Genomic DNA, 19,576 nt, shown 5'->3' on the forward strand with positions numbered 1-19,576 from the left:
GTTAAATAATATTATGAAAACATTTTCACTTCCATCAGAAGAACCCAAGGGACGGCCGGATTTTCTTTCCACGCTGAACGAGCAGCAGTTAAAAGCGGTAACCCATACAGATGGCCCCCTATTAATTGTAGCCGGTGCCGGCTCCGGTAAAACCCGCGTACTCACATACCGGATCGCCTACCTGCTTCAACAGTATAAAGCCGCTCCTGAACAAATCCTTGCTCTCACCTTTACCAACAAGGCGGCCCGGGAAATGAAGGACCGTATTCAGAATTTGATCGGAGACAAAGGGAAAAAGTTATGGATGGGAACCTTTCACTCAATCTTCTCCAAGATCCTGAGATTTGAAGCCGACAAGATCGGGTATGGCGCAGACTTTACGATCTATGATTCCAATGATTCTCAAACCGTTGTGAAGCAGATCCTTCAGGAACTTAATTTTGATCCAAAAGAGATTAAGCCAAAAACCATCCACAACAAGATCAGTGACTCAAAAAATCAATTGATTCAAGCCGATACCTACCAGGAAAAATTTGTCAGCAGTACGCTTGATGATATTACCGCACGGGTGTATAAGATCTACAACAAGCGACTGAAACAGAGCAATTCCATGGACTTTGATGATCTGCTGGTAAAGCCGATCGAGTTGTTTCAGGAACACCCGGATATCCTGGAGAAGTACCAGGATCGTTTCAAATATATATTGATTGATGAGTATCAGGATACCAATCATGCTCAGTATAAAGTAACCAAGATGCTGGCCGACAAATACCGAAACATTTGTGTGGTAGGCGATGATGCCCAGAGTATTTATTCCTTCCGCGGAGCCGATATTTCCAACATCCTGAACTTCAAGGAAGATTATGAGAATGCCACTCAGGTTCCCTTAGAGCAGAATTACCGATCTACAAAAGCCATTTTGCAATGTGCCGATTCCATCATCAAGCAAAATACCAAGCAGCTTGATAAGACTTTATGGACCGAACAGAATTATGGTGAAAGGATCACAGTTCTCGAGAACTTTGATGAACGGGATGAAGCCAATCGGGTAGCAAGTCATATTCAGAATCTTAAGATGCAACAAGGCTACAAGAATAATGAGTTTGCCATCTTATATCGAACCAATTATCAGTCGCGTGTATTTGAAGAAGCACTGAGGCGTAAAGACCTGACCTATCAATTGGTTGGCGGGCTTTCATTCTACCAACGAAAAGAGATCAAAGACGTACTTGCGTATTTAACACTGCTTGTCAATCCACATGATGAGACCAACCTCCTCAGGATCATCAATGAACCATCCAGGGGGATCGGGAACAAATCGATCCAGGATATTTTAAAACAGGCTCGGTCTGAGGGACGATCAATGTGGAGTATCATTCAGCATGTGGAAGAGCTGGATGTCTATAAACCTGCAAAAGCCCGGGTTCGTGAATTTGTGAATATGATCGACCGGCTGCGAGATAATCTTGAGAATGGAGAATCGCTGGTAAATGTTACCAAATCGATATTGGAACAGTCAGGCTACATGAAAGCTCTGGTTGAAGAGAATTCTCATGAATCGATGATGCGAAGAGACAACATCATTGAATTGCAGAATGCCATCTCGTATTACTCTAAAGGGAAAGCCAAACCCTCACTAAGTGCGTTTCTACAGGAAATAAGTCTTATCACTGATGCCGATAAATTCGATGAGGACAAGCCGGCGATCACCCTGATGACTGTTCATGCATCAAAAGGGCTTGAATTTCCAGTCGTCTTTATTGTCGGGCTTGAAGAGAATCTCTTTCCTATGGGAGCACGTGATAACTTTGATGTAGATATAGAAGAAGAACGGCGTCTTTTTTATGTGGCAATTACCCGGGCTGAGCAACGTTTGTATTTCAGCCACTGCCGAAGCCGTTTTAAATTTGGTGAGGAAACCAGACAGGCTCGATCACGATTTTTAGATGAAGTTGATGCCGGTGTGGTTCAGACAGAAACAGGCGCCACCATCACTCAGAAGAAAGATCGATTTGAAAACAGATCATCTGGTAATTCTGACTATGAAGTAGACTACGACTGGAAACAATCTCACACCAAAAAAACTTATAAGTCTCCATCAGCGACCATCCAATATGATTATGAGGATGGTGAAGACCCTTTTCAGGTTGGGACAAAAGTTATTCATAACAAGTTTGGTCCCGGAAAGATCATCTCCAGAAGTGGATTAGGAACAGATGCTAAAGTTGTTGTATTTTTCAAGAACCGTGGTCAAAAAAAACTGATGCTGCGGGCGGCACCTTTACAGGTAATTGATTAGTTAAAATTTGGAAGGTATTTTTTGATGCGGCAGGTATTATTTATTCTGCTTTTTATGTTGGTGTACGTTTTTGAAAGCGTGGCACAACCCGTCTTAACTCCCCGAAATATGGCGCTCGGAGGAGGCGGAAGTACTTATATCACCGATTATAATGCTAATTTTTATAATCCCGCCAATTTGCTGATTCAAGACAAATCGGGATCATTCTCTTTTGGGGTCGGCATTGTTGGTCTGTATTTAGATGGTACTCAAAATTATAGCGACCTCTCTCAACAGTTTCAGAATACCAAGAACTATTTTGAACTTTACAGCCCTGGAAAAACATCCATTTCCGGAAATGACCGAATCGACATCATCGATTCTAACTATCCAAGGGGGACTACACTTTCTGATAATAAGTTCAGATATGATGCTACTTTAATAGGTTTGAAATGGCTCAAAAACGACCGGGCTTTTTCTGTTGCTTTACGCACACGTACTTCCTCGAGATTTAGAGTTGGTCAGGGTTGGTACAGCGATTCTTTCAAGCAAACATCAGATGATGAATTTATCCTGGATCGTTCTCTTATTCACCGATATCAGAGTTTGCATGAGCTCTCTTTTGGATATGCAGAATCCTTTCAGTTTCTAACAGGACTCACATCAAAGCTTGATAATTTTATTATTGGAATTGCTCCGAAATTGATCATAGGAACAGGATATCAAAATGCAGAATGGAATAACGTTTACAGGGAATTAGATGGCAACCCAGCCTCAGAAAGAGTGCAGAGTTTCACCTATAATGCCACCGGGCAGTTTGGAGCTTTAACCCTTGCATATTTAAGTGGTACTCCCATCAATCAGGCTAATACACAATTTTTCTCCACAACTTCATTCAATGTAAATGGAATTGGTGCCGGACTTGATATTGGAGTCACATACCTGCTAACATTGGGTAGAGATCTTTCAGCCATTCAAAGAGATGGTCAGCCAACCCGACGCTCACTGAGACTTTCATTTTCTATGACAGATATAGGTTTCATCTCCTACAACAATGATGATATCTCCATTTTATCCGCTCGGGATACTACTCTTGTATCTGACCTGCCAACTTCTATTGCCGGAGAAGCTTTTATAGGTTCGAGAGGTCAATACATAAATTTCATTGAGCAGTTTGGAGAAGATAATCCTTTTACCGGAAACCCTCCTGACCAAAGCTCATTTTCCTCTCTCCTTCCCATGTCTTTACACGGTGGGGCTTTGTTAGAGATCAATCGCCTCAAGCTTATGGGAGATGTAAGTGTCGGACTTACAAATAACGCATTTAATTCGACCAAACTTATTTCTTCCTTTGGAATGGAACTCCGGCCCCTTAATTTCCTGCCTCTACGTGGAGGAATTCAGTTCGAAGCTCAAACACCTGAGTTCCTAAGTATTGGTATGGCTTTAGAATTTAAAAAATGGGACCTCTCCCTTGCCGGAATATTTACACCGAACTCATTAATTGAAACCCCTGAAGTTACCGGAGCAGCCGCTGCTACTCTTCAATTTCACTTTTAAAGCCTGACACTTTGCCCTACTTTACTGACAGGCAGCGGGTGATTATGACGGTTTGTATAAGATGATTGAAATGGCTTTGTATTTGCCTTTGATTAATAAAACAGAAAAATTTTTGCAGACACATATTTTATGAGACAACGTTTTGATTTATTTCAGGATTTAGACCAGTCGGATGATAACTTCGATGATTTTGAACAAGCTATACCTCTAATGTCAGAAGAGGAGGAAAAGGAACTCACTGAAGCTGATATCCCCGACTCCCTTCCCATTCTTCCACTGAAGAATACCGTATTGTTTCCGGGTGTGGTTGTGCCAATTACTGTTGGTCGCGACCGTTCTCTTGCACTCGTAAAAGAGGCCTATGAAGGAGATAAAATTATAGGCGTAGTAACTCAGAAAAACGAGGATATCGAAGAACCAGAGTATAAAGATCTGCACAAAATCGGTACCGTTGCACAGATCTTGAAGCTCATCAAAATGCCTGATGGAAGTAAAAGTATCGTTATTCAAGGTAAATCTAATTTCAAAATAACAGATTTCACCCAAAACGATCCTTACTTCAAAGCTGATGTTGAGCCCTACCCTAAAGAAATGGATATTGAAGGGCTTGAGCTTGATGCCTCCGTCAGGAACATAAAAGAGACAGCCAGTAAGATCATCAACATGTCTCCGAATATCCCATCAGAGGCTTCCATTGCAGTTAACAATATCAACAGTCCTACATTTCTGTTGAACTTTATCTCATCGAACCTCAATGTTTCCGTATCGGATAAACAGTCGCTTCTCGAGATCAGAAAATTCTCTGATAATCTGGATAAAGTTATGGAATTCCTTGAGAAGGAAGTTCAGGTTCTGGATATGAGTGAGAAGATCCGAACCAAGGTAAAGTCAGATATCGATGACCAACAGAGAGAGTTTTACCTTCGTCAGCAGATGAAGGCTATTCAGGAAGAACTTGGAGAAGATGCTGAACAGCAGGACATTGAGAAACTTCGTGACCGTCTCGCTAAAAAGAAATTACCTGATGAGGCAAAAGAGACCGCTGAGAAAGAACTTCAGCGATTAGAAATGACTCCCAATGCATCTCCAAACTACGGCATCATTTACAGTTATGTGGAATGGATACTGGATCTCCCTTGGGAAGAATTTTCAGAAGACAAATTGGATCTGGAATTTGCCAGGAAGGTATTGGATGAAGACCATTATGGTCTTGAAAAAGTTAAAAAGCGTATTGTCGAATACTTAGCTGTACTGAAGCTCAAGAAAGACATGAAGGCCCCTATCCTTTGCTTCTACGGGCCTCCGGGTGTTGGTAAGACATCACTTGGGAAGTCGATTGCGAGAGCTTTAAATAGAGAGTTTGAACGATTCAGCCTGGGTGGTATTCGTGATGAAGCAGAAGTTCGAGGTCATCGCAGAACTTATATAGGAGCCTTGCCTGGAAGGATCATCCGCTCCATGAAAAAAGCCGGGAAAGGCAATCCCGTGATCATGTTAGATGAAATAGATAAAGTAGGTGCTGATTATCGCGGGGACCCCACTTCTGCCCTCTTGGAGGTTTTAGACCCTGAACAGAACAACACCTTTACCGATAATTATTTAGAGCTTGAATATGACTTATCCAAAGTAATGTTCATAGCTACCGCAAATTCCCTTGATACCATACCGGCTCCTTTAAAAGACCGTATGGAGATCATTAATATTAGTGGATATACACTGGAAGAGAAAACACAGATCGCAAAAAAATATCTGATCCCAAAACAGATAGAAGAAAATGGATTAAAGAAGGATCAGATCTCATTTACAGATGATGCCATTGAAAGAATTATTGATCAATACACCAGGGAATCAGGAGTAAGAAATCTTGAGCGACAAGTAGCTGGCGTTTGCCGCGGTGTTGCAGCCAAGATCGCTTCCAACGAGATCGAAGAATTCGATGTCGATGAAAGCGATGTTGAAGAATTTTTAGGTAAACGGAAGTTCTTCAGTGATGCTGCAGAACGAACCACTGTTCCGGGTGTAGCTACAGGTTTAGCCTGGACTCCTTATGGAGGTGACATCCTGTTTATAGAGGCCAGTGTTTCCAAAGGTTCAGGTAAACTTAATATTACCGGTCAGCTTGGTGATGTTATGAAAGAATCGGCTATGCTGGCTATTTCATATTTAAAAGCACATTCCGATCACATTGGTATTCCGGAAGAGGCTTTCAAATACTGGGATCTTCACGTACACGTGCCTGCCGGTGCAGTACCTAAAGACGGACCTTCAGCAGGTGTCTCATTGATGTCTGCTATAGCTTCCATCTTCACTCAGAGAAAAGTGAAAGGAACCATTGCATTGACAGGTGAGATCACACTCCGTGGATTGGTGTTACCGGTTGGTGGAATCAAAGAAAAAGTATTGGCTGCAAAAAGAGCCGGTATTAAAGAAGTATTACTGCCAAAGAAAAATGAAAAGGATGTAGCCGAAATTGAACAAGAAGTTATTGGTGACCTTAAAGTTCAATATTTAGAACGTATGGAGCCACTATTGGATATCATACTTGAAAAGGAACCGGTTCAAGATCCCCATGAGTTTTTTAAGGTGAGCGAATCCCACAAGGCCGCTGTAAGCGGAAGTAATGGGAAAATGCCTGCTGAAGACGTCAGTATTGTAGACTCAGACGATTAACAGTTCGCACTAAAATAAAAAAGCCGCAAACTCTCAAGGGTTTGCGGCTTTTTTTATTTAAGATATTCAGCAATATATACTGTTATGATTCTACATTATTTGAACCTGGGCGTACAAACCAGAATGTGAATCATAGAATTAATCAGCTTTTGTTGGAGGAGATGCAGGTGGTTTATCCAGCGTATCCTCTTTCTTCTTCATTTTATTCATCAGCCGTTTTCGGAAGAACCAAACCAGTCCTAATGCAAGTCCCCATTGCAATACTACAGTAGCTACAGAATATGTACTAAGAGGATTGTACCATGTATCCGGGGCATATTCGGCAGCACTTAAGTACATCCACCATCCCAATAAAGTAACCACTTCTATAGGAACCACATATTTAATGATGACCTCCCACCATTTGCCAAGTGTTGTTGACCGATCTTCGGTATTTATCAATTCTTCCCTGAATTTTTGTGTGCCATATTTAATTACGGCATACGATATCAATGCCCCTGAAACCATCAATCCAACTCCCCATACAAAATCCTGATTTGCGAAGAAGGTAAGGTTAACTGCTGAAGGAATACCGAACCCAAAACCGGCTCCGCAGATGATCATAGTTGCTCTTTTTCTAACAGCTCCCATATCAACAAATACTTTAACAGCAAGCTCGATCATGGAGATCAATGAGCTAAAGGCAGCAAAGGTAAGACCAAGGAAAAATAAGATGGCAAATATTCCACCTCCACCCATAGTGGCAAATAGCTGAGGCATCCAAATAAAGGTCAGACCTGTTGATGCCGGCCCTGATGTTTGCATTACCTCAAGAATCTCGCTATCACCCATGGTTGGGCTTAAAGTTCCAAACACAGTAGAGAAAATAATTATAGCAGCAACCAAGGAAACCACATTATTACCAATACCGGTCTGGAAGGCGGTAACAGTGACATCATCTGTTTTACGCATATATGCTGCGTATGTAAGGATCAAACCCCAGGCAGCCCCGGTATCCCATGCATTTTGTGTTAAAGCTTCCAGCCAGATCTGAGGTCTTTTAAGTGTTGACCAATCAGGGGTAAACAGGTATTCAAGTCCAAGACCACTCCCCTCCAAAGAAAGTGCCTTAAAAAGTGAGACCACAAGCACCAACAATAAAGAAGGAATAAGCACCTTGTTTACTTTTTCAATAGATGAAATTCCTTTTATAACAATAAAGCCTCCTACAAACATCACAAAGGCATGTCCTGCAAGTGGCCAGTTAGAGCCTTGAAATCCCTCCCATATGGCATTTGCTTGCTGAAGGTCAGCAGGTAAGGCGGTTGTAATACTCGTGATCAGATAATAAAGACACCAGCTAGCAACGACACTGTAATAAAACATAATGGCTGTTGCAACGAAGCCTACAAAACCACCTAACCAGCCTTTTTTCTCACCAATAAGAGCTACAAAAGATCCAACTACCCCTTTCCGGCCATTACGACCCATCCCATATTCTGCAATTATAAGTGGTATAGACCATAAGAGCAGGAAGCAGATCCAGGCAAATAAGAATGCTCCTGCCCCTTCTTCACCACCATTTTGTGCGGCGATCCTTGGAAAACGCCAAATATTACCGGTTCCAATTGCTATTCCCAATACACTGAGAATCAGTCCTAATTTGGAAGAAAACCTTTCGTTTGTATTTGCTGACATTGGTGTTAAATATGTTTTAAAATACAAAGCAAACTTTCCCGTTTTAGCTGCGAGAAGTTTAAATTCTTATGTATCTTAGATTTTGATTAGTATAAGGCTGTGCTTATCATTGCGAGCCAAGCATAAAACGTATTCAAGCAATATCCAAAAATTTCTTTGAGCCGTTAAAAAATATTACATGTTTTCAGATCATAAAACCACCAACAAGTACCTCGCTCTTTTTGCTTTTATTGTTTCTCTTGTAATCTATACCCTTACACTGGCTCCTACTGCCAGTTTTTGGGACTCCGGAGAATTCATTGCTGTTGCACACGGTTTACAGGTAAATCATCCTCCGGGAGCTCCTTTCTATTCCCTCGTAGGCCGACTCTTTTCCATGTTTATGCCTGCCGGTTATGTCGCAGTAAGCATAAACTTTATAAGTGCACTTTCTTCGGCATTAACCGTGATGTTTTTATACCTGATCGTGATCCGCTTGGTCAGAGAATGGAAAGGACATCCGGACAGCATGGATATCATGGATAAGATCGGAATGTATGGTGGCGCTTTGGTAGGAGCACTTACTTTTGCTGTTACTGATACCTTTTGGTTCAGTGCCGTGGAGGCTGAAGTTTATGCCATGTCTATGTTCTTTACCTCCATTGTGGTGTGGCTGGCCTTGAAGTGGGCTGAAAATTATGATCAGGATTACAATGAAAGGTGGCTTGTACTTATTGCTTATATGTTCGGTATTGCCATTGGGGTTCACTTATTAAATCTTCTTGCTCTCTTTTTTGTAGCACTTATCGTCTACTTTAAGCTATATGATTTCGAATGGAAAAGTTTCCTGATAATGGGTGCTATTTCTGTTATCAGCTTTTTTGCTATTTACCCTTTCACTATTCAAAATATTCCATCTATCGCAAATGGGATTGACGATGCCACCTATGGACTTATAGGTTCTCTTACTTTTATTTTCTTGGTAATGATAGCCGTGGCCTATGCTATATATTATACTCAAAAGAATAAAATGCGGCTCGCCAATATCATTGCCATTAGTTATGCTATGATACTCATTGGTTTCTCATCCTACTCAGTGATTATGATCCGCTCTATAGCTGACCCCCCCATTGATGAGAATGATCCGGAAACCGTTGAAGACTTTATCAGCTATCTGAAGCGGGAGCAATATGGTGCTACCCCTATTTTGAAGGGCAATAATTTCAATGAAGATACACAGCAGATAGACCGGAATAATGAGGAATTCTTTCCAAGACGATATTCCCCGGCTCCTAATCACCTCGATTATTACGCACGATATAATTCGGACTGGTCTTACTTCTGGGATTATCAGGTTAATCATATGTATCTCCGGTATTTCAACTGGAACTTTATAGGCAGGGAGGCAGACATTCAGGATGCAGGGTGGCGATCAGGTTTTGAGGAACCCGCTTACCCTGATAACAAAGCTAATAACGCCTATTTCTTTATCCCTTTTATTTTGGGATTATTTGGAATGATCTACCACTTCAATTCTGACTGGCAGCGGGCACTCGCCATAATGGCCTTATTTATTGTCACAGGATTGGCCATAATTGTCTTCCTGAATCAAACCCCCTATCAACCCCGTGAGCGGGATTATGCTTACGTGGGCTCCTTTTTCGCATTTTCAATTTGGATCGGTTTGGGAGTAACCGGATTAGTGGAATTAATCAAAGGATATGCCAATAATAAACTATTAGGCTATGCTGCAGTTGTATTCTGTTTACTGGCATCTCCGGTTTGGATGGGATCTGAGAATTGGGACGACCATGACCGAAGCAATCGTTACGTAGCACCTGATTATGCCCGTAACCTGCTCGAATCTACCGCTCCAAATTCCATATTATTTACCAACGGTGATAATGATACCTTCCCGCTTTGGTATCTGCAGGAAGTTGAAGGTGTCAGAACCGATGTCAGAATTGTTTGCCTGAGTTTGTTAAATACAGACTGGTATATAAAACAGCTCAGGGATCAGTGGTCACATGAATCTGCTCCTCTTCCGATCTCATTGTCGGATGAAGAACTGGAACGGGTAACAGCTGGAATTAGTCAGTGGCAACCTCAGACCATTGAAATACCTGTGGATAAAGAGATGCTCCGAAATGCATTCTCTGATGACAGAAGTTATAAAGAGTCCATTGGTGTAAAACCGGATACTTCCCTCCCAATACTTCAAAATGGAATTGACTTTGAAATACCTGTTGATTCACTTGATGATGTTGTAAACTGGCGATTAAATGGACGTTTGTATGGAGAAGACCAACAAGGTAATCGAATTTATTACCTTCAGGTCCAGGATCGTTTGATTCTTGATATCTTACAAACCAATAACTGGCTGCGTCCGGTTTATTTTGCCAATACAGTTTCAGACCAAAGTCAGCTTAACCTTCACAATTATTTTAGAACTGAAGGAAAAGCCTACCGTGTGGTTCCTAAGAATTTTGGTAAAGGAAGAGACGGGCACATCAATACTAAAATATTTACCGACAGATTAGAAAACTTCCAATTCAGGGAATGGAATAATCCGGATCTGTACCTGGACGAGAATATTAGAAGAATGCTCAGCAACTACCGCTTTAACTTCATGGCTTTGGCTATGGAATATAAAGATCAAGGTATGGCTGACAGTGCCGCATATTGGTTGAAATGGGGTGAGGATAAAGTTCCATTCCGGGCTGATGAAACGAATCAAACCTTAAAACTTTTATATGCTGTTCGATATGCACAGATAGATGCTCATGAAGATGCCATACGGCTTGCCAGTTCAGCTCAGGAAGAACAGATAGAAGACCTTAATAGTAATTTGGATAACTTTGCTCAAATTGAAGCTGAATTCAACCGTTTAAATATTGAATTTGAAAGTGCCCGAAATCAAGGCGACATCCGCACTCAAAGAGAAATCAGGCCACAGTTGAATCAACTCCAGTCAAACGCTCAGGAATATATATCACAGATAAGAAGCCTTCGTCAGTCTTTGGCACTTATTCAATATGTATATTTCCAAGGTGATGAAACTGAGAAAGCAATTGATCTTGCAGAAAGTGTTAACGAACAGATGGGACAAACGTTCCCTCAATTGCCGTTAACTAAAGAAGAGAATGAGCAGGAGATCAGTCAATATGGACTCAATTAACTCTATCATTTAATCTTATATCTTGGTGCCGTATATTTGGATACACAAATTAACAAGCTATGATTCATCAGTTCACTAAAGAAAATATTGACGCAATAGGTAAAGTTCTCGGAACCAAGCCTAAACCATTGGGTAATGATGTATTTCGTTTCGAGGTAAAAAACGAAGATGAACCCCGAAAGCTCGCACTGGAAATACACCTTGGATTAGAGGTAAACGATGAGCAAATGAATATGGTCTCAGTTTACGCCTATAATACATTTCTTCAACTTCACAACTGCACTGCTTTTGTAGCAAGTGAGATGCTGCAACAAGTTACATTCTTTGGAAGATCAGGTGACAAAACCTCCGGATTGATCGTTGAAAAAACTGCCGGTTGTAGCTTATATGCAAATGTTGACCATGCCATCCTGAATGGAGACTTTACTCAACTTCCTGAAGACTTAATGATGTGTGGGATCGCTCTTTCTCTCACCGAGTCCATGGATGACGACTTCTCATTCTAACTCAAGATCCTTTGAAAAACGAAACTTCCATCCTTCAGATATTCAATGATAGCGATGTGGAAGTTCCTTTATCTAAAAGTCAGGCAGACTTAGCTCTGGATATCATTAGCAATCAAGAGACCGCCAAATTTGTGTTGGTTGAACTCGTGTATGTTGATGAAAGCGAGATCGTTCGTATCAATGAAGAACATTTAGACCGGGATTATATAACAGACATCATTTCTTTCAGGTATGATGATGGAGCCGAATCCGAAGACAAAAGTTCCATTGAAGGAACCCTGTTTTGCTGTGTCCCCCGAATTTTCGAACAGTCAAAAGAGTTTAGTGAACCTGCAGAACGCGAATTTAAGCGTATTTTTATTCACGGCTTGTTACATCTTATCGGCTATGAAGATGACACAAAAGCCAAAAAAGAAGAAATGACCAATCTCGAAAATAATTATTTAAGACTTTTAGAGTCTAACAAATAATCACTTATCTCGTACATCCACTCAAAAAATTGCATGAGTAAAGAGCCAAATTCAAATACTTTTAAAGAGCAGACAAAACAGTATGGGCGACAACTCTGGGAGTTGATCCAAAATCAGGTGCAAAAACATTCTAGCTCAGAAGAAACAGTTCCTGTAAAATATATTCCGCCAAAAAAAACTACAGAACATCCCTGGTTGATGATCTTGTTACTTTCAGTTCCCTACCTCCTGCTTGTAGTTTTTATCGTATCCTTTTTCTGGGATTTTAACAATATGACAGCCGATCTATTTGGCCATAATTTTTCATTTGAAGGCCTGCTCAGAATCGTAAGTGTGAGTGGTTTAATAGGCTTTCTTACAAACTGGCTGGCTATTACCATGCTTTTCAGGCCAACCCATAAACGACCACTACTTGGTCAGGGACTCATACCTGCTCAAAAAGATCGCATTGCATACAGATTGGCAAGAGCTGTTTCTGAGGATCTTATCAATCCGCAGATCATAAAGCAAAAGATTCATGAATCACAGGCTATTGCTAAATATCGGGAAAAAGCTACCGTTTACGTCAAGAACATAATAGACGATCCTGAATTCAGAGCAAGCTTGAAAGTACTTGTAGTCAGTTATGTGGATGAGATGATCGCCGACCCAGAAGTGCGCTCCTCCATAGCAAAAAAACTGATGGAGCAAATTGACGATGCCATTGAAGAGAATTCATTCGAGAAAGTAGCCCTCAGGGCTTACAGCTTTTTGAAAGGGCAAGAAATGCAGGATCTTGTGGAAAGTGCGCTTGTAAAATTACCAACAGGAATAGAGCATGGACTGAATAAGATGGACACCTTTCTTGATGAACTTCCTGCAAAACTGGATGAACACGGTTCCGTTATTGAAGAGATGGTAACCGGACTATTATATAAGCTCATCAATCAACTGGATGTGCATGCCTTAGTTGAAGACAACCTCCGCCAGTATGATGAAAAGAAGCTCGAAAACCTTATAAAGAACGCCAGCAACGATCAGCTAAAATACATTCAATATTTAGGAGCCGTACTTGGTACTTTTGGAGGATTCATTATTTGGGAACCGGTTGCGAGTATCCTGTTATTAGCGTTTATTATCAGCTTTACAGTAATGGCTGATATATTGATCCAAAGATTAAAAAAATAATTCTTATCTCATCAATTTCATCCAAGTAATTTCAAAAACCCTATTCATGAAATATTTAAATAAGCTCTTCATCCTGGTTTTCCTCTCTACCTTTGTGATAAGTTGTACCGGGACTAGAACCACTACTGAAACTGATACTGATCAGATAGAAGCTGATGATTCACAAACTTCTGAAGTAACTGAAGTAAAGGCCACGGAAACCTGGCATTTAAACTCAACCAACGCCTTCCCCTACTATGGCACAGGGGTTGAAAAATCTTATACTGAATTATTATCAGGGCTTGAGCCAAAAGAAAAGGTGATCGTAGCTATCATAGATTCAGGAACGGATATAGAACATGAAGACCTTTCAGATAAAATATGGGTGAACGATGACGAAGTTCCCGGAAACAGGAAAGATGACGATGGGAATGGATATATAGATGACATCAACGGCTGGAATTTTATTGGAGGTCCGGATGGCAGTCATGTCAACAAAGATACTTATGAACTAACCCGACTTTATGCCAAATACAGTGAAAGGTTTGAAGGCGTTAAAGAAGATTCTGTTTTATCAGATGAGCAGGAAGACTACCAATATTACCTGGAAATTAAAGAGGCTTTTGAACAGCGTGTTCAGCAAAATAGACAAGAACTAAACCAGATAGGCCAAACCCGACAAGCAATTCAATTTGCTAAAAGAGCACTTGGTATTGCCAGTATCGATTCTGTTGATTCAGACATGCTTCAGGTAACTTCTGAAGATGGTCAACAAATGCAACAAGCCAAACAGATCATCACATATTTGCTTAATAACGGAGCGAGTGAAGCTGAACTGAAAGAATTGGAAGATTATTATGAGCATATAAGCGGACTCGCAGAATATGGACTTAATCCAGACTTCAACCCAAGAACTATTGTTAGAGATAACTATGATGATCTGGAAAATAGAATTTATGGAAATAATGATGTAATCGGGCCAACCGGTGATCACGGTACACACGTTGCGGGTATTGTTGGAGCTATCCGAAACAATGATCTTGGAGCTCAGGGTATTGCTGACCATATTGAGCTAATGATCCTACGCACTGTGCCTGATGGTGACGAACGAGATAAAGATGTTGCCAATTCTATTCGCTACGCAGCTGAAAATGGAGCCCGGGTCATCAATATGAGTTTCGGAAAAGGATATTCCCCACAAAAAGAATATGTGGATGCTGCTATGAAATTCGCTGACAGCCTTGGTGTACTGATGGTTTCAGGATCAGGAAATGGAAGTGATAATATTGACAGTACAAACTCCTACCCCACCCGATTTTATAAGGATGGAGGGAAAGCAACCAATTACCTAAGTGTCGGTGCTTCTTCATGGCAATCAGATTCAACCCTGGTAGCAAGTTTTTCAAACTATGGGAAGTCTAACGTTGATATTTTCGCTCCCGGAGTAGATGTATATTCCACCTATCCTGAAAATGAATATCAGATGAATAGTGGAACCAGCATGGCTTCGCCTGTTGTTGCGGGAGTTGCAGCCCTTATAATGTCTTATTATCCTGAGCTTTCAACATCGGAGGTTAAGGACATTATTCTTGAAACGGTTACCAAAGTAAATCAGATGGTTTACAAACCGGGAACTATGGAAGCCATCCATTTTTCAGAACTTTCAAGTACAGGGGGCATTATAAATGCCTATGAAGCATTAAAACTGGCAGGTGAAAGATCTAATTAAAAGTTTTGAAAACAGACCCTAAAGAATACGATGCAGTAATAGTCGGCTCCGGCCCTAACGGACTTAGTGCAGGTGTCAGGCTTGCTCAGGAAGGATTGAAAGTGATCATTCTTGAAGCCAAATCAACCATTGGTGGAGGTACAAGAACTCAGGAACTTACAGAACCCGGATTTTTGCATGATGTCTGTTCTGCAGTTCACCCTACAGCCGCCGGCTCCCCATTTTTTAAAACATTGGATCTGCAAAAATTCGGGCTCGAATTTATTCATCCCGATATACCATATGTTCACCCTTTGGATAATGGAGATGCGGTTGCCGCTTTTCGAAGTATCGAGAGAACAGCCGAGCAGTTGGGAATTGACGGTAAAGCCTACCTAAAGATCTTCAAAGAATTTACAGAGAACTGGGATTATCTTTCTGAAGATATCTTTGGAACCTTACGTATCCCAAAACATCCCTTACTGATGGCTCGATTCGGATGGTATGGCCTTTTTTCAGCAAAACATTTTACCAATTCTTTATTCAAAGACCCTCAAACCAAAGCGCTTTTTGCGGGATGTGCAGCCCATAGCATCATCCCCTTAAGTAAAGCGTTTACATCCTCATTTGGATTGGTATTGGGGAGTTCTGCCCATGCCGTTGGGTGGCCTTTTGCCAAGGGTGGTTCTTCTGCTATCACTAATGCACTTGCTGAACTTTTCAAGTCATTGAGCGGCGAGATCATCACAGATCACGAAGTTAATAGTATGGCTGATATCCCTACCTCAAAAACCGTAATATTTGATCTCACTCCTCATCAAATCGCAAAGATTGCCGGCGATAAACTTCCCGGGAAATACAAAGAGAAATTACTTACTTACACATATGGACCCGGAGTTTTTAAAATAGACTGGGCTCTTTCTGAACCGGTACCCTGGGAAAATGAACATTCCAGAAAAGCAGGAACTCTGCATCTTGGGGGTACATTTCAGGAAATTGCCACTAGTGAACAAGCGGCATGGAAAGGAGAACATCACGAAAAACCATATGTATTAGTAGCTCAACCGAGTATCTTTGATAAAAGCCGGGCCCCTAACGGAAAACACACATTATGGGCCTATTGTCATGTACCAAATGGCTCTGAAAAAGACATGACTGAGTTCATAGAAAATCAGATAGAGCGTTTTGCTCCCGGCTTTAGAGATACCATAATTTCTAAGAACACCATGCACACTCGGGAAATGCAAACCTATAATTCCAATTATATTGGTGGAGATATTAACGGTGGCGCTCAGATCTCAACCCAACTTTTTGGCAGACCTGTGCTTAAATGGGATCCGTATAAAATTCCTGCAGATGGACTCTATATTTGCTCTTCATCTACCCCACCCGGCGGTGGAGTTCATGGAATGAGTGGGTATCATGCAGCTGAATCTGTCCTCAAAAATGAGTTTGGTTTCAATTCATAATTAAAGCCACAGAAGCTTATCTTTCAGCATGCTAAAAGCACTGCATACAACGATACAAAATTTACGATCCGACTCGTCAAAGATCCGACAGAAATCCCCTAAATGGACCTTCTTCAGTATGGCCATCGCCCTGCTGATCTCCATACCAATTCTGACGGTGGTATTTTCAATATTTACTCCTGCAGGAGAAGTATGGAGTCATCTTGCTGACACTGTTCTGGATGACTACGTTCTGAATTCTCTGATTCTCATATCTGGAGTTTCCCTGGGCGTGATCGTCTTAGGTGTTTCTTCCGCCTGGCTGATCACCATGACAGACTTTACGGGAAGAAAAGTGTTTGAATGGGCCTCCATCCTTCCCTTTGCCATCCCTGCTTATCTGATGGCTTATATCTACACAGACTTCCTTGATATCGCCGGGCCGCTTCAAACAATGATCCGCAACCTTTTTGGGTTAAGTCTTGGTGAGTATTGGTTTCCCAATATTCGTTCTATTGAGGGTGCTATTATTATCATGTCTTTGGCTTTCTACCCTTATGTATATATGCTGGCTCGTTCTTCCTTTTTAGAACAATCAACCAGTTTACTTGAGGCCAGCCGAATTATGGGGTACTCGACCTGGCAAAGTTTTTTCAAGGTTGCTATCCCTGTTGCACGGCCCGGAATCGCGGCCGGACTTGCCCTCGCACTAATGGAGACCCTTAACGATTTCGGAACAGTGGAATATTTTGGTGTGCAGACATTTACAACAGGAATTTATAGAACCTGGTTTGGATTAGGTGAACGCCCTGCTGCTGCACAATTAGCTGCATTTCTCCTTTCATTCATTGTAGTTTTACTGATCTTAGAACGCTGGTCCAGAAATAAGATCAGCAATGAAAAAGCAAATTCTTCCCGTTTTAAACGCCTAAACAGATTTGAGTTAAAAGGGTTTAAGTCTTTAGCTGCTTTTACTGTTTGTTTTATTCCGGTGTTGATAGGCTTTATTCTTCCGGTCATTCTTCTTCTTGAGATGTTTTTCTCAAACCTCGATCATTTGAATTTAAAGTTCATTGAGCTGTCCTTTAACTCTTTCACTGTTTCTGCACTAACCGGGTTCTTAGCCGTAGTTATGGCTTTGATAATGGCCTATTCGGCCCGGTTGAATCCAACCAGATCCGTAAAGTTCTTTAATCGTGTGAGTTCATTAGGCTATGCTATTCCAGGCTCTGTGATAGCTGTGGGTGTGCTTATTCCCTTCGGTTATTTTGATAACTCCATCGATTCCTTTTTCCGGGAATATTTAGGATTTTCTTCCGGACTCTTGCTCAGCGGAACTATTTTTGCAATGGTTTTTGCCTATCTCGTACGTTTTCTATCCGTATCATTTGGAGGAGTTGAAGCAAGCATGGAAAAAATCACCCCCAATATGGATGAAGCAGCTAGAGGATTGGGATATCGATTCTCAAAAGTACTGAGAAGTATTCACATCCCTATGATGTCTGGTGGATTACTTACTGCCGGCTTACTCGTCTTTGTAGATGTGATGAAAGAACTTCCGGCAACCTTAATTGTACGCCCGTTTAACTTTGACACACTCGCTGTGCAGGTATACCGATATGCTTCCGATGAAAGGCTTACGGAATCATCCGGGGCCGCTTTAATGATCGTTTTAGTTGGAATTATACCCGTGATCATTATTAGCCGAACCATCGCCAGATCACGAAAGTCAGAAACTCAATAGTGACCGTAGATCGTATTGATAACTCAGATAAACTGTTATCAATAAAAAAAGGAATACCTAATAACGAAATTGATCACTTCGCTATTCGATATTCCTTATTGAATATTCAATATTCTTTAGACTATCTCCAGCCGGCTCTGTCCATGATCTGAATAGCTTCAGGGTTGTTTCTTCCCAAAGCTGACACGTTTACAGCATCACTTTTGAATTCACCGAAGCCTTGTAGTACTTCAGCTATTTCAGCCTCATCATTCACAGGGTATTCGTTATTACCGCTTATGAAATACTTCTGAGCTTCAGGAGTCGTAAGATATTCCAGAAACCGAACTGCATTATCTTTATTCGGGGAGTTTTTAAGGATACCTGCGCCGCTAACATTGATATGTGCACCGCGCTCATTCTCACCCTGGTTTGGAAAAACAAACTCAACTTTTGAGGCCGCTTCAAGATCAGCTTCATCATCGCCTGTCATCATCACAGCTAAATAGTAGTGATTTGAAATAGCGACATCGCAAGCACCTACTGCAACTGCACGGATCTGATCACGGTCTCCACCCTGTGGGTCCCGGGCAAAATTAGCAACTAGTCCTTCTGCCCACTCTTCGGTAGCATCAGCTCCGATCGTTTCAACCATGGAAGCCACTAACGACTGATTGTAAATGTTGTTGGATGAACGAACACATACACGGCCTTCAAAACGAGGGTCAGCAAGATCTTCATAGGTCAGCTCTTCATAATTCTCCACTGCCTCAGGATTTACTACAATGCCTCTTACTCGTTTGGAGAGGCTCACCCAAAGTCCGTCCGGATGACGAAATTCTGAAGGAATACGCTCTTCAAGGATTTCGGATTCAATAGGTTGTAAGATGTCAGCTTCTTCGGCTCTCCAAAGTCTACCGGCATCTACAGTGATCAGAATATCGGCAGGAGAATTTACTCCTTCACTTCGAACCCGCTCAATGAGCTCATCTGAACCGCCTTCAATAAGATTAACTTCAATTCCGGTTTTTTCAGTAAACTCCGCGTATAATTCCTGATCGGTGTCGTAATGCCGCGCAGAATAAACGTTAACTTCTTCCTGATCAGAACAAGAAATAAAGAGCATTGAAAATACAATGAGTAACAACATGTTAGATTTCATTAGTAAAATTGGTTTGTGAATTTTTTAATTAACGTTTCTAAAATAAAACTTTATTTAGATTAAATCTAAAT

The 19,576-nt window shown here is 41.3% G+C and carries 12 protein-coding genes; 10 read left to right on the forward strand and 2 right to left on the reverse strand.

The window, feature by feature from the left end; translation table 11 throughout:
* The first annotated feature begins 13 nt into the window (after window positions 1-13).
* The 3 genes from ACFSVN_RS07935 (at window position 14) to lon (ending at window position 6,508) form a co-directional block, all read left to right on the forward strand.
* Window positions 14-2,299, forward strand: a complete 2,286-nt coding sequence (locus ACFSVN_RS07935; RefSeq protein WP_390300776.1) for an ATP-dependent helicase — start codon at window positions 14-16, stop codon at window positions 2,297-2,299.
* A gap of 24 nt (window positions 2,300-2,323) precedes the next feature.
* The gene (locus ACFSVN_RS07940) at window positions 2,324-3,838 is read left to right on the forward strand and encodes a DUF5723 family protein (protein WP_390300778.1); all 1,515 of its coding nucleotides are present in this window, start codon (window positions 2,324-2,326) and stop codon (window positions 3,836-3,838) included.
* 129 nt (window positions 3,839-3,967) lie between these two features.
* A complete protein-coding gene (lon, locus tag ACFSVN_RS07945; protein WP_390300780.1) occupies window positions 3,968-6,508 on the forward strand; it encodes an endopeptidase La in 2,541 nt (846 codons plus the stop codon).
* 138 nt (window positions 6,509-6,646) lie between these two features.
* Here the strand turns inward: lon and ACFSVN_RS07950 are convergent, their stop codons facing one another.
* Window positions 6,647-8,185: a sodium-dependent transporter gene (locus ACFSVN_RS07950; RefSeq protein WP_390300782.1), complete on the reverse strand. Its 1,539-nt coding sequence runs from the start codon at window positions 8,183-8,185 to the stop codon at window positions 6,647-6,649.
* A gap of 178 nt (window positions 8,186-8,363) precedes the next feature.
* Here ACFSVN_RS07950 and ACFSVN_RS07955 point away from each other — a divergent pair, with 178 nt between their 5' ends.
* From ACFSVN_RS07955 to ACFSVN_RS07985, 7 genes are read left to right on the forward strand one after another with little or no spacing between them, the layout of a single operon-like run.
* On the forward strand, window positions 8,364-11,342 hold the full coding sequence (locus ACFSVN_RS07955) for a protein O-mannosyl-transferase family (protein ID WP_390300784.1): 2,979 nt from the start codon (window positions 8,364-8,366) through the stop codon (window positions 11,340-11,342).
* A 59-nt stretch (window positions 11,343-11,401) separates the two neighbouring features.
* A complete protein-coding gene (locus ACFSVN_RS07960) occupies window positions 11,402-11,848 on the forward strand; it encodes a hypothetical protein (RefSeq protein ID WP_390300786.1) in 447 nt (148 codons plus the stop codon).
* Between the two features lie 11 nt (window positions 11,849-11,859).
* The gene (gene ybeY / locus ACFSVN_RS07965) at window positions 11,860-12,318 is read left to right on the forward strand and encodes an rRNA maturation RNase YbeY (RefSeq protein ID WP_390300788.1); all 459 of its coding nucleotides are present in this window, start codon (window positions 11,860-11,862) and stop codon (window positions 12,316-12,318) included.
* 33 nt (window positions 12,319-12,351) lie between these two features.
* Window positions 12,352-13,485, forward strand: a complete 1,134-nt coding sequence (locus ACFSVN_RS07970) for a DUF445 domain-containing protein (protein WP_390300790.1) — start codon at window positions 12,352-12,354, stop codon at window positions 13,483-13,485.
* A 46-nt stretch (window positions 13,486-13,531) separates the two neighbouring features.
* Window positions 13,532-15,193, forward strand: a complete 1,662-nt coding sequence (locus ACFSVN_RS07975) for a S8 family peptidase (RefSeq protein ID WP_390300792.1) — start codon at window positions 13,532-13,534, stop codon at window positions 15,191-15,193.
* 5 nt (window positions 15,194-15,198) lie between these two features.
* The gene (locus ACFSVN_RS07980) at window positions 15,199-16,641 is read left to right on the forward strand and encodes a phytoene desaturase family protein (protein ID WP_390300794.1); all 1,443 of its coding nucleotides are present in this window, start codon (window positions 15,199-15,201) and stop codon (window positions 16,639-16,641) included.
* Between the two features lie 28 nt (window positions 16,642-16,669).
* A complete protein-coding gene (locus ACFSVN_RS07985) occupies window positions 16,670-18,364 on the forward strand; it encodes an ABC transporter permease (RefSeq protein ID WP_390300796.1) in 1,695 nt (564 codons plus the stop codon).
* A gap of 121 nt (window positions 18,365-18,485) precedes the next feature.
* On the opposite strand, the gene ACFSVN_RS07990 is transcribed toward ACFSVN_RS07985, so the two are convergent.
* Complete coding sequence (locus ACFSVN_RS07990) at window positions 18,486-19,505, reverse strand: Fe(3+) ABC transporter substrate-binding protein (RefSeq protein WP_390300798.1); 1,020 nt, start codon at window positions 19,503-19,505, stop codon at window positions 18,486-18,488.
* Between the last annotated feature and the right edge of the window lie 71 nt (window positions 19,506-19,576).

Origin of the sequence: Gracilimonas halophila (assembly GCF_042684365.1) — a bacterium.
Taxonomy (GTDB): Bacteria; Bacteroidota; Rhodothermia; order Balneolales; family Balneolaceae; genus Gracilimonas; species Gracilimonas halophila.

Bases quoted from the DNA above. Each gene is read 5' to 3' on its own strand.
- ACFSVN_RS07935 (WP_390300776.1), top strand. From the start codon at position 14: ATGAAAACATTTTCACTTCCATCAGAAGAACCCAAGGGACGGCCGGAT.
- ACFSVN_RS07940 (WP_390300778.1), top strand. From the start codon at position 2,324: ATGCGGCAGGTATTATTTATTCTGCTTTTTATGTTGGTGTACGTTTTT.
- lon (WP_390300780.1), top strand. From the start codon at position 3,968: ATGAGACAACGTTTTGATTTATTTCAGGATTTAGACCAGTCGGATGAT.
- ACFSVN_RS07950 (WP_390300782.1), bottom strand. From the start codon at position 8,185: ATGTCAGCAAATACAAACGAAAGGTTTTCTTCCAAATTAGGACTGATT.
- ACFSVN_RS07955 (WP_390300784.1), top strand. From the start codon at position 8,364: ATGTTTTCAGATCATAAAACCACCAACAAGTACCTCGCTCTTTTTGCT.
- ACFSVN_RS07960 (WP_390300786.1), top strand. From the start codon at position 11,402: ATGATTCATCAGTTCACTAAAGAAAATATTGACGCAATAGGTAAAGTT.
- ACFSVN_RS07970 (WP_390300790.1), top strand. From the start codon at position 12,352: ATGAGTAAAGAGCCAAATTCAAATACTTTTAAAGAGCAGACAAAACAG.
- ACFSVN_RS07975 (WP_390300792.1), top strand. From the start codon at position 13,532: ATGAAATATTTAAATAAGCTCTTCATCCTGGTTTTCCTCTCTACCTTT.
- ACFSVN_RS07985 (WP_390300796.1), top strand. From the start codon at position 16,670: ATGCTAAAAGCACTGCATACAACGATACAAAATTTACGATCCGACTCG.
- ACFSVN_RS07990 (WP_390300798.1), bottom strand. From the start codon at position 19,505: ATGAAATCTAACATGTTGTTACTCATTGTATTTTCAATGCTCTTTATT.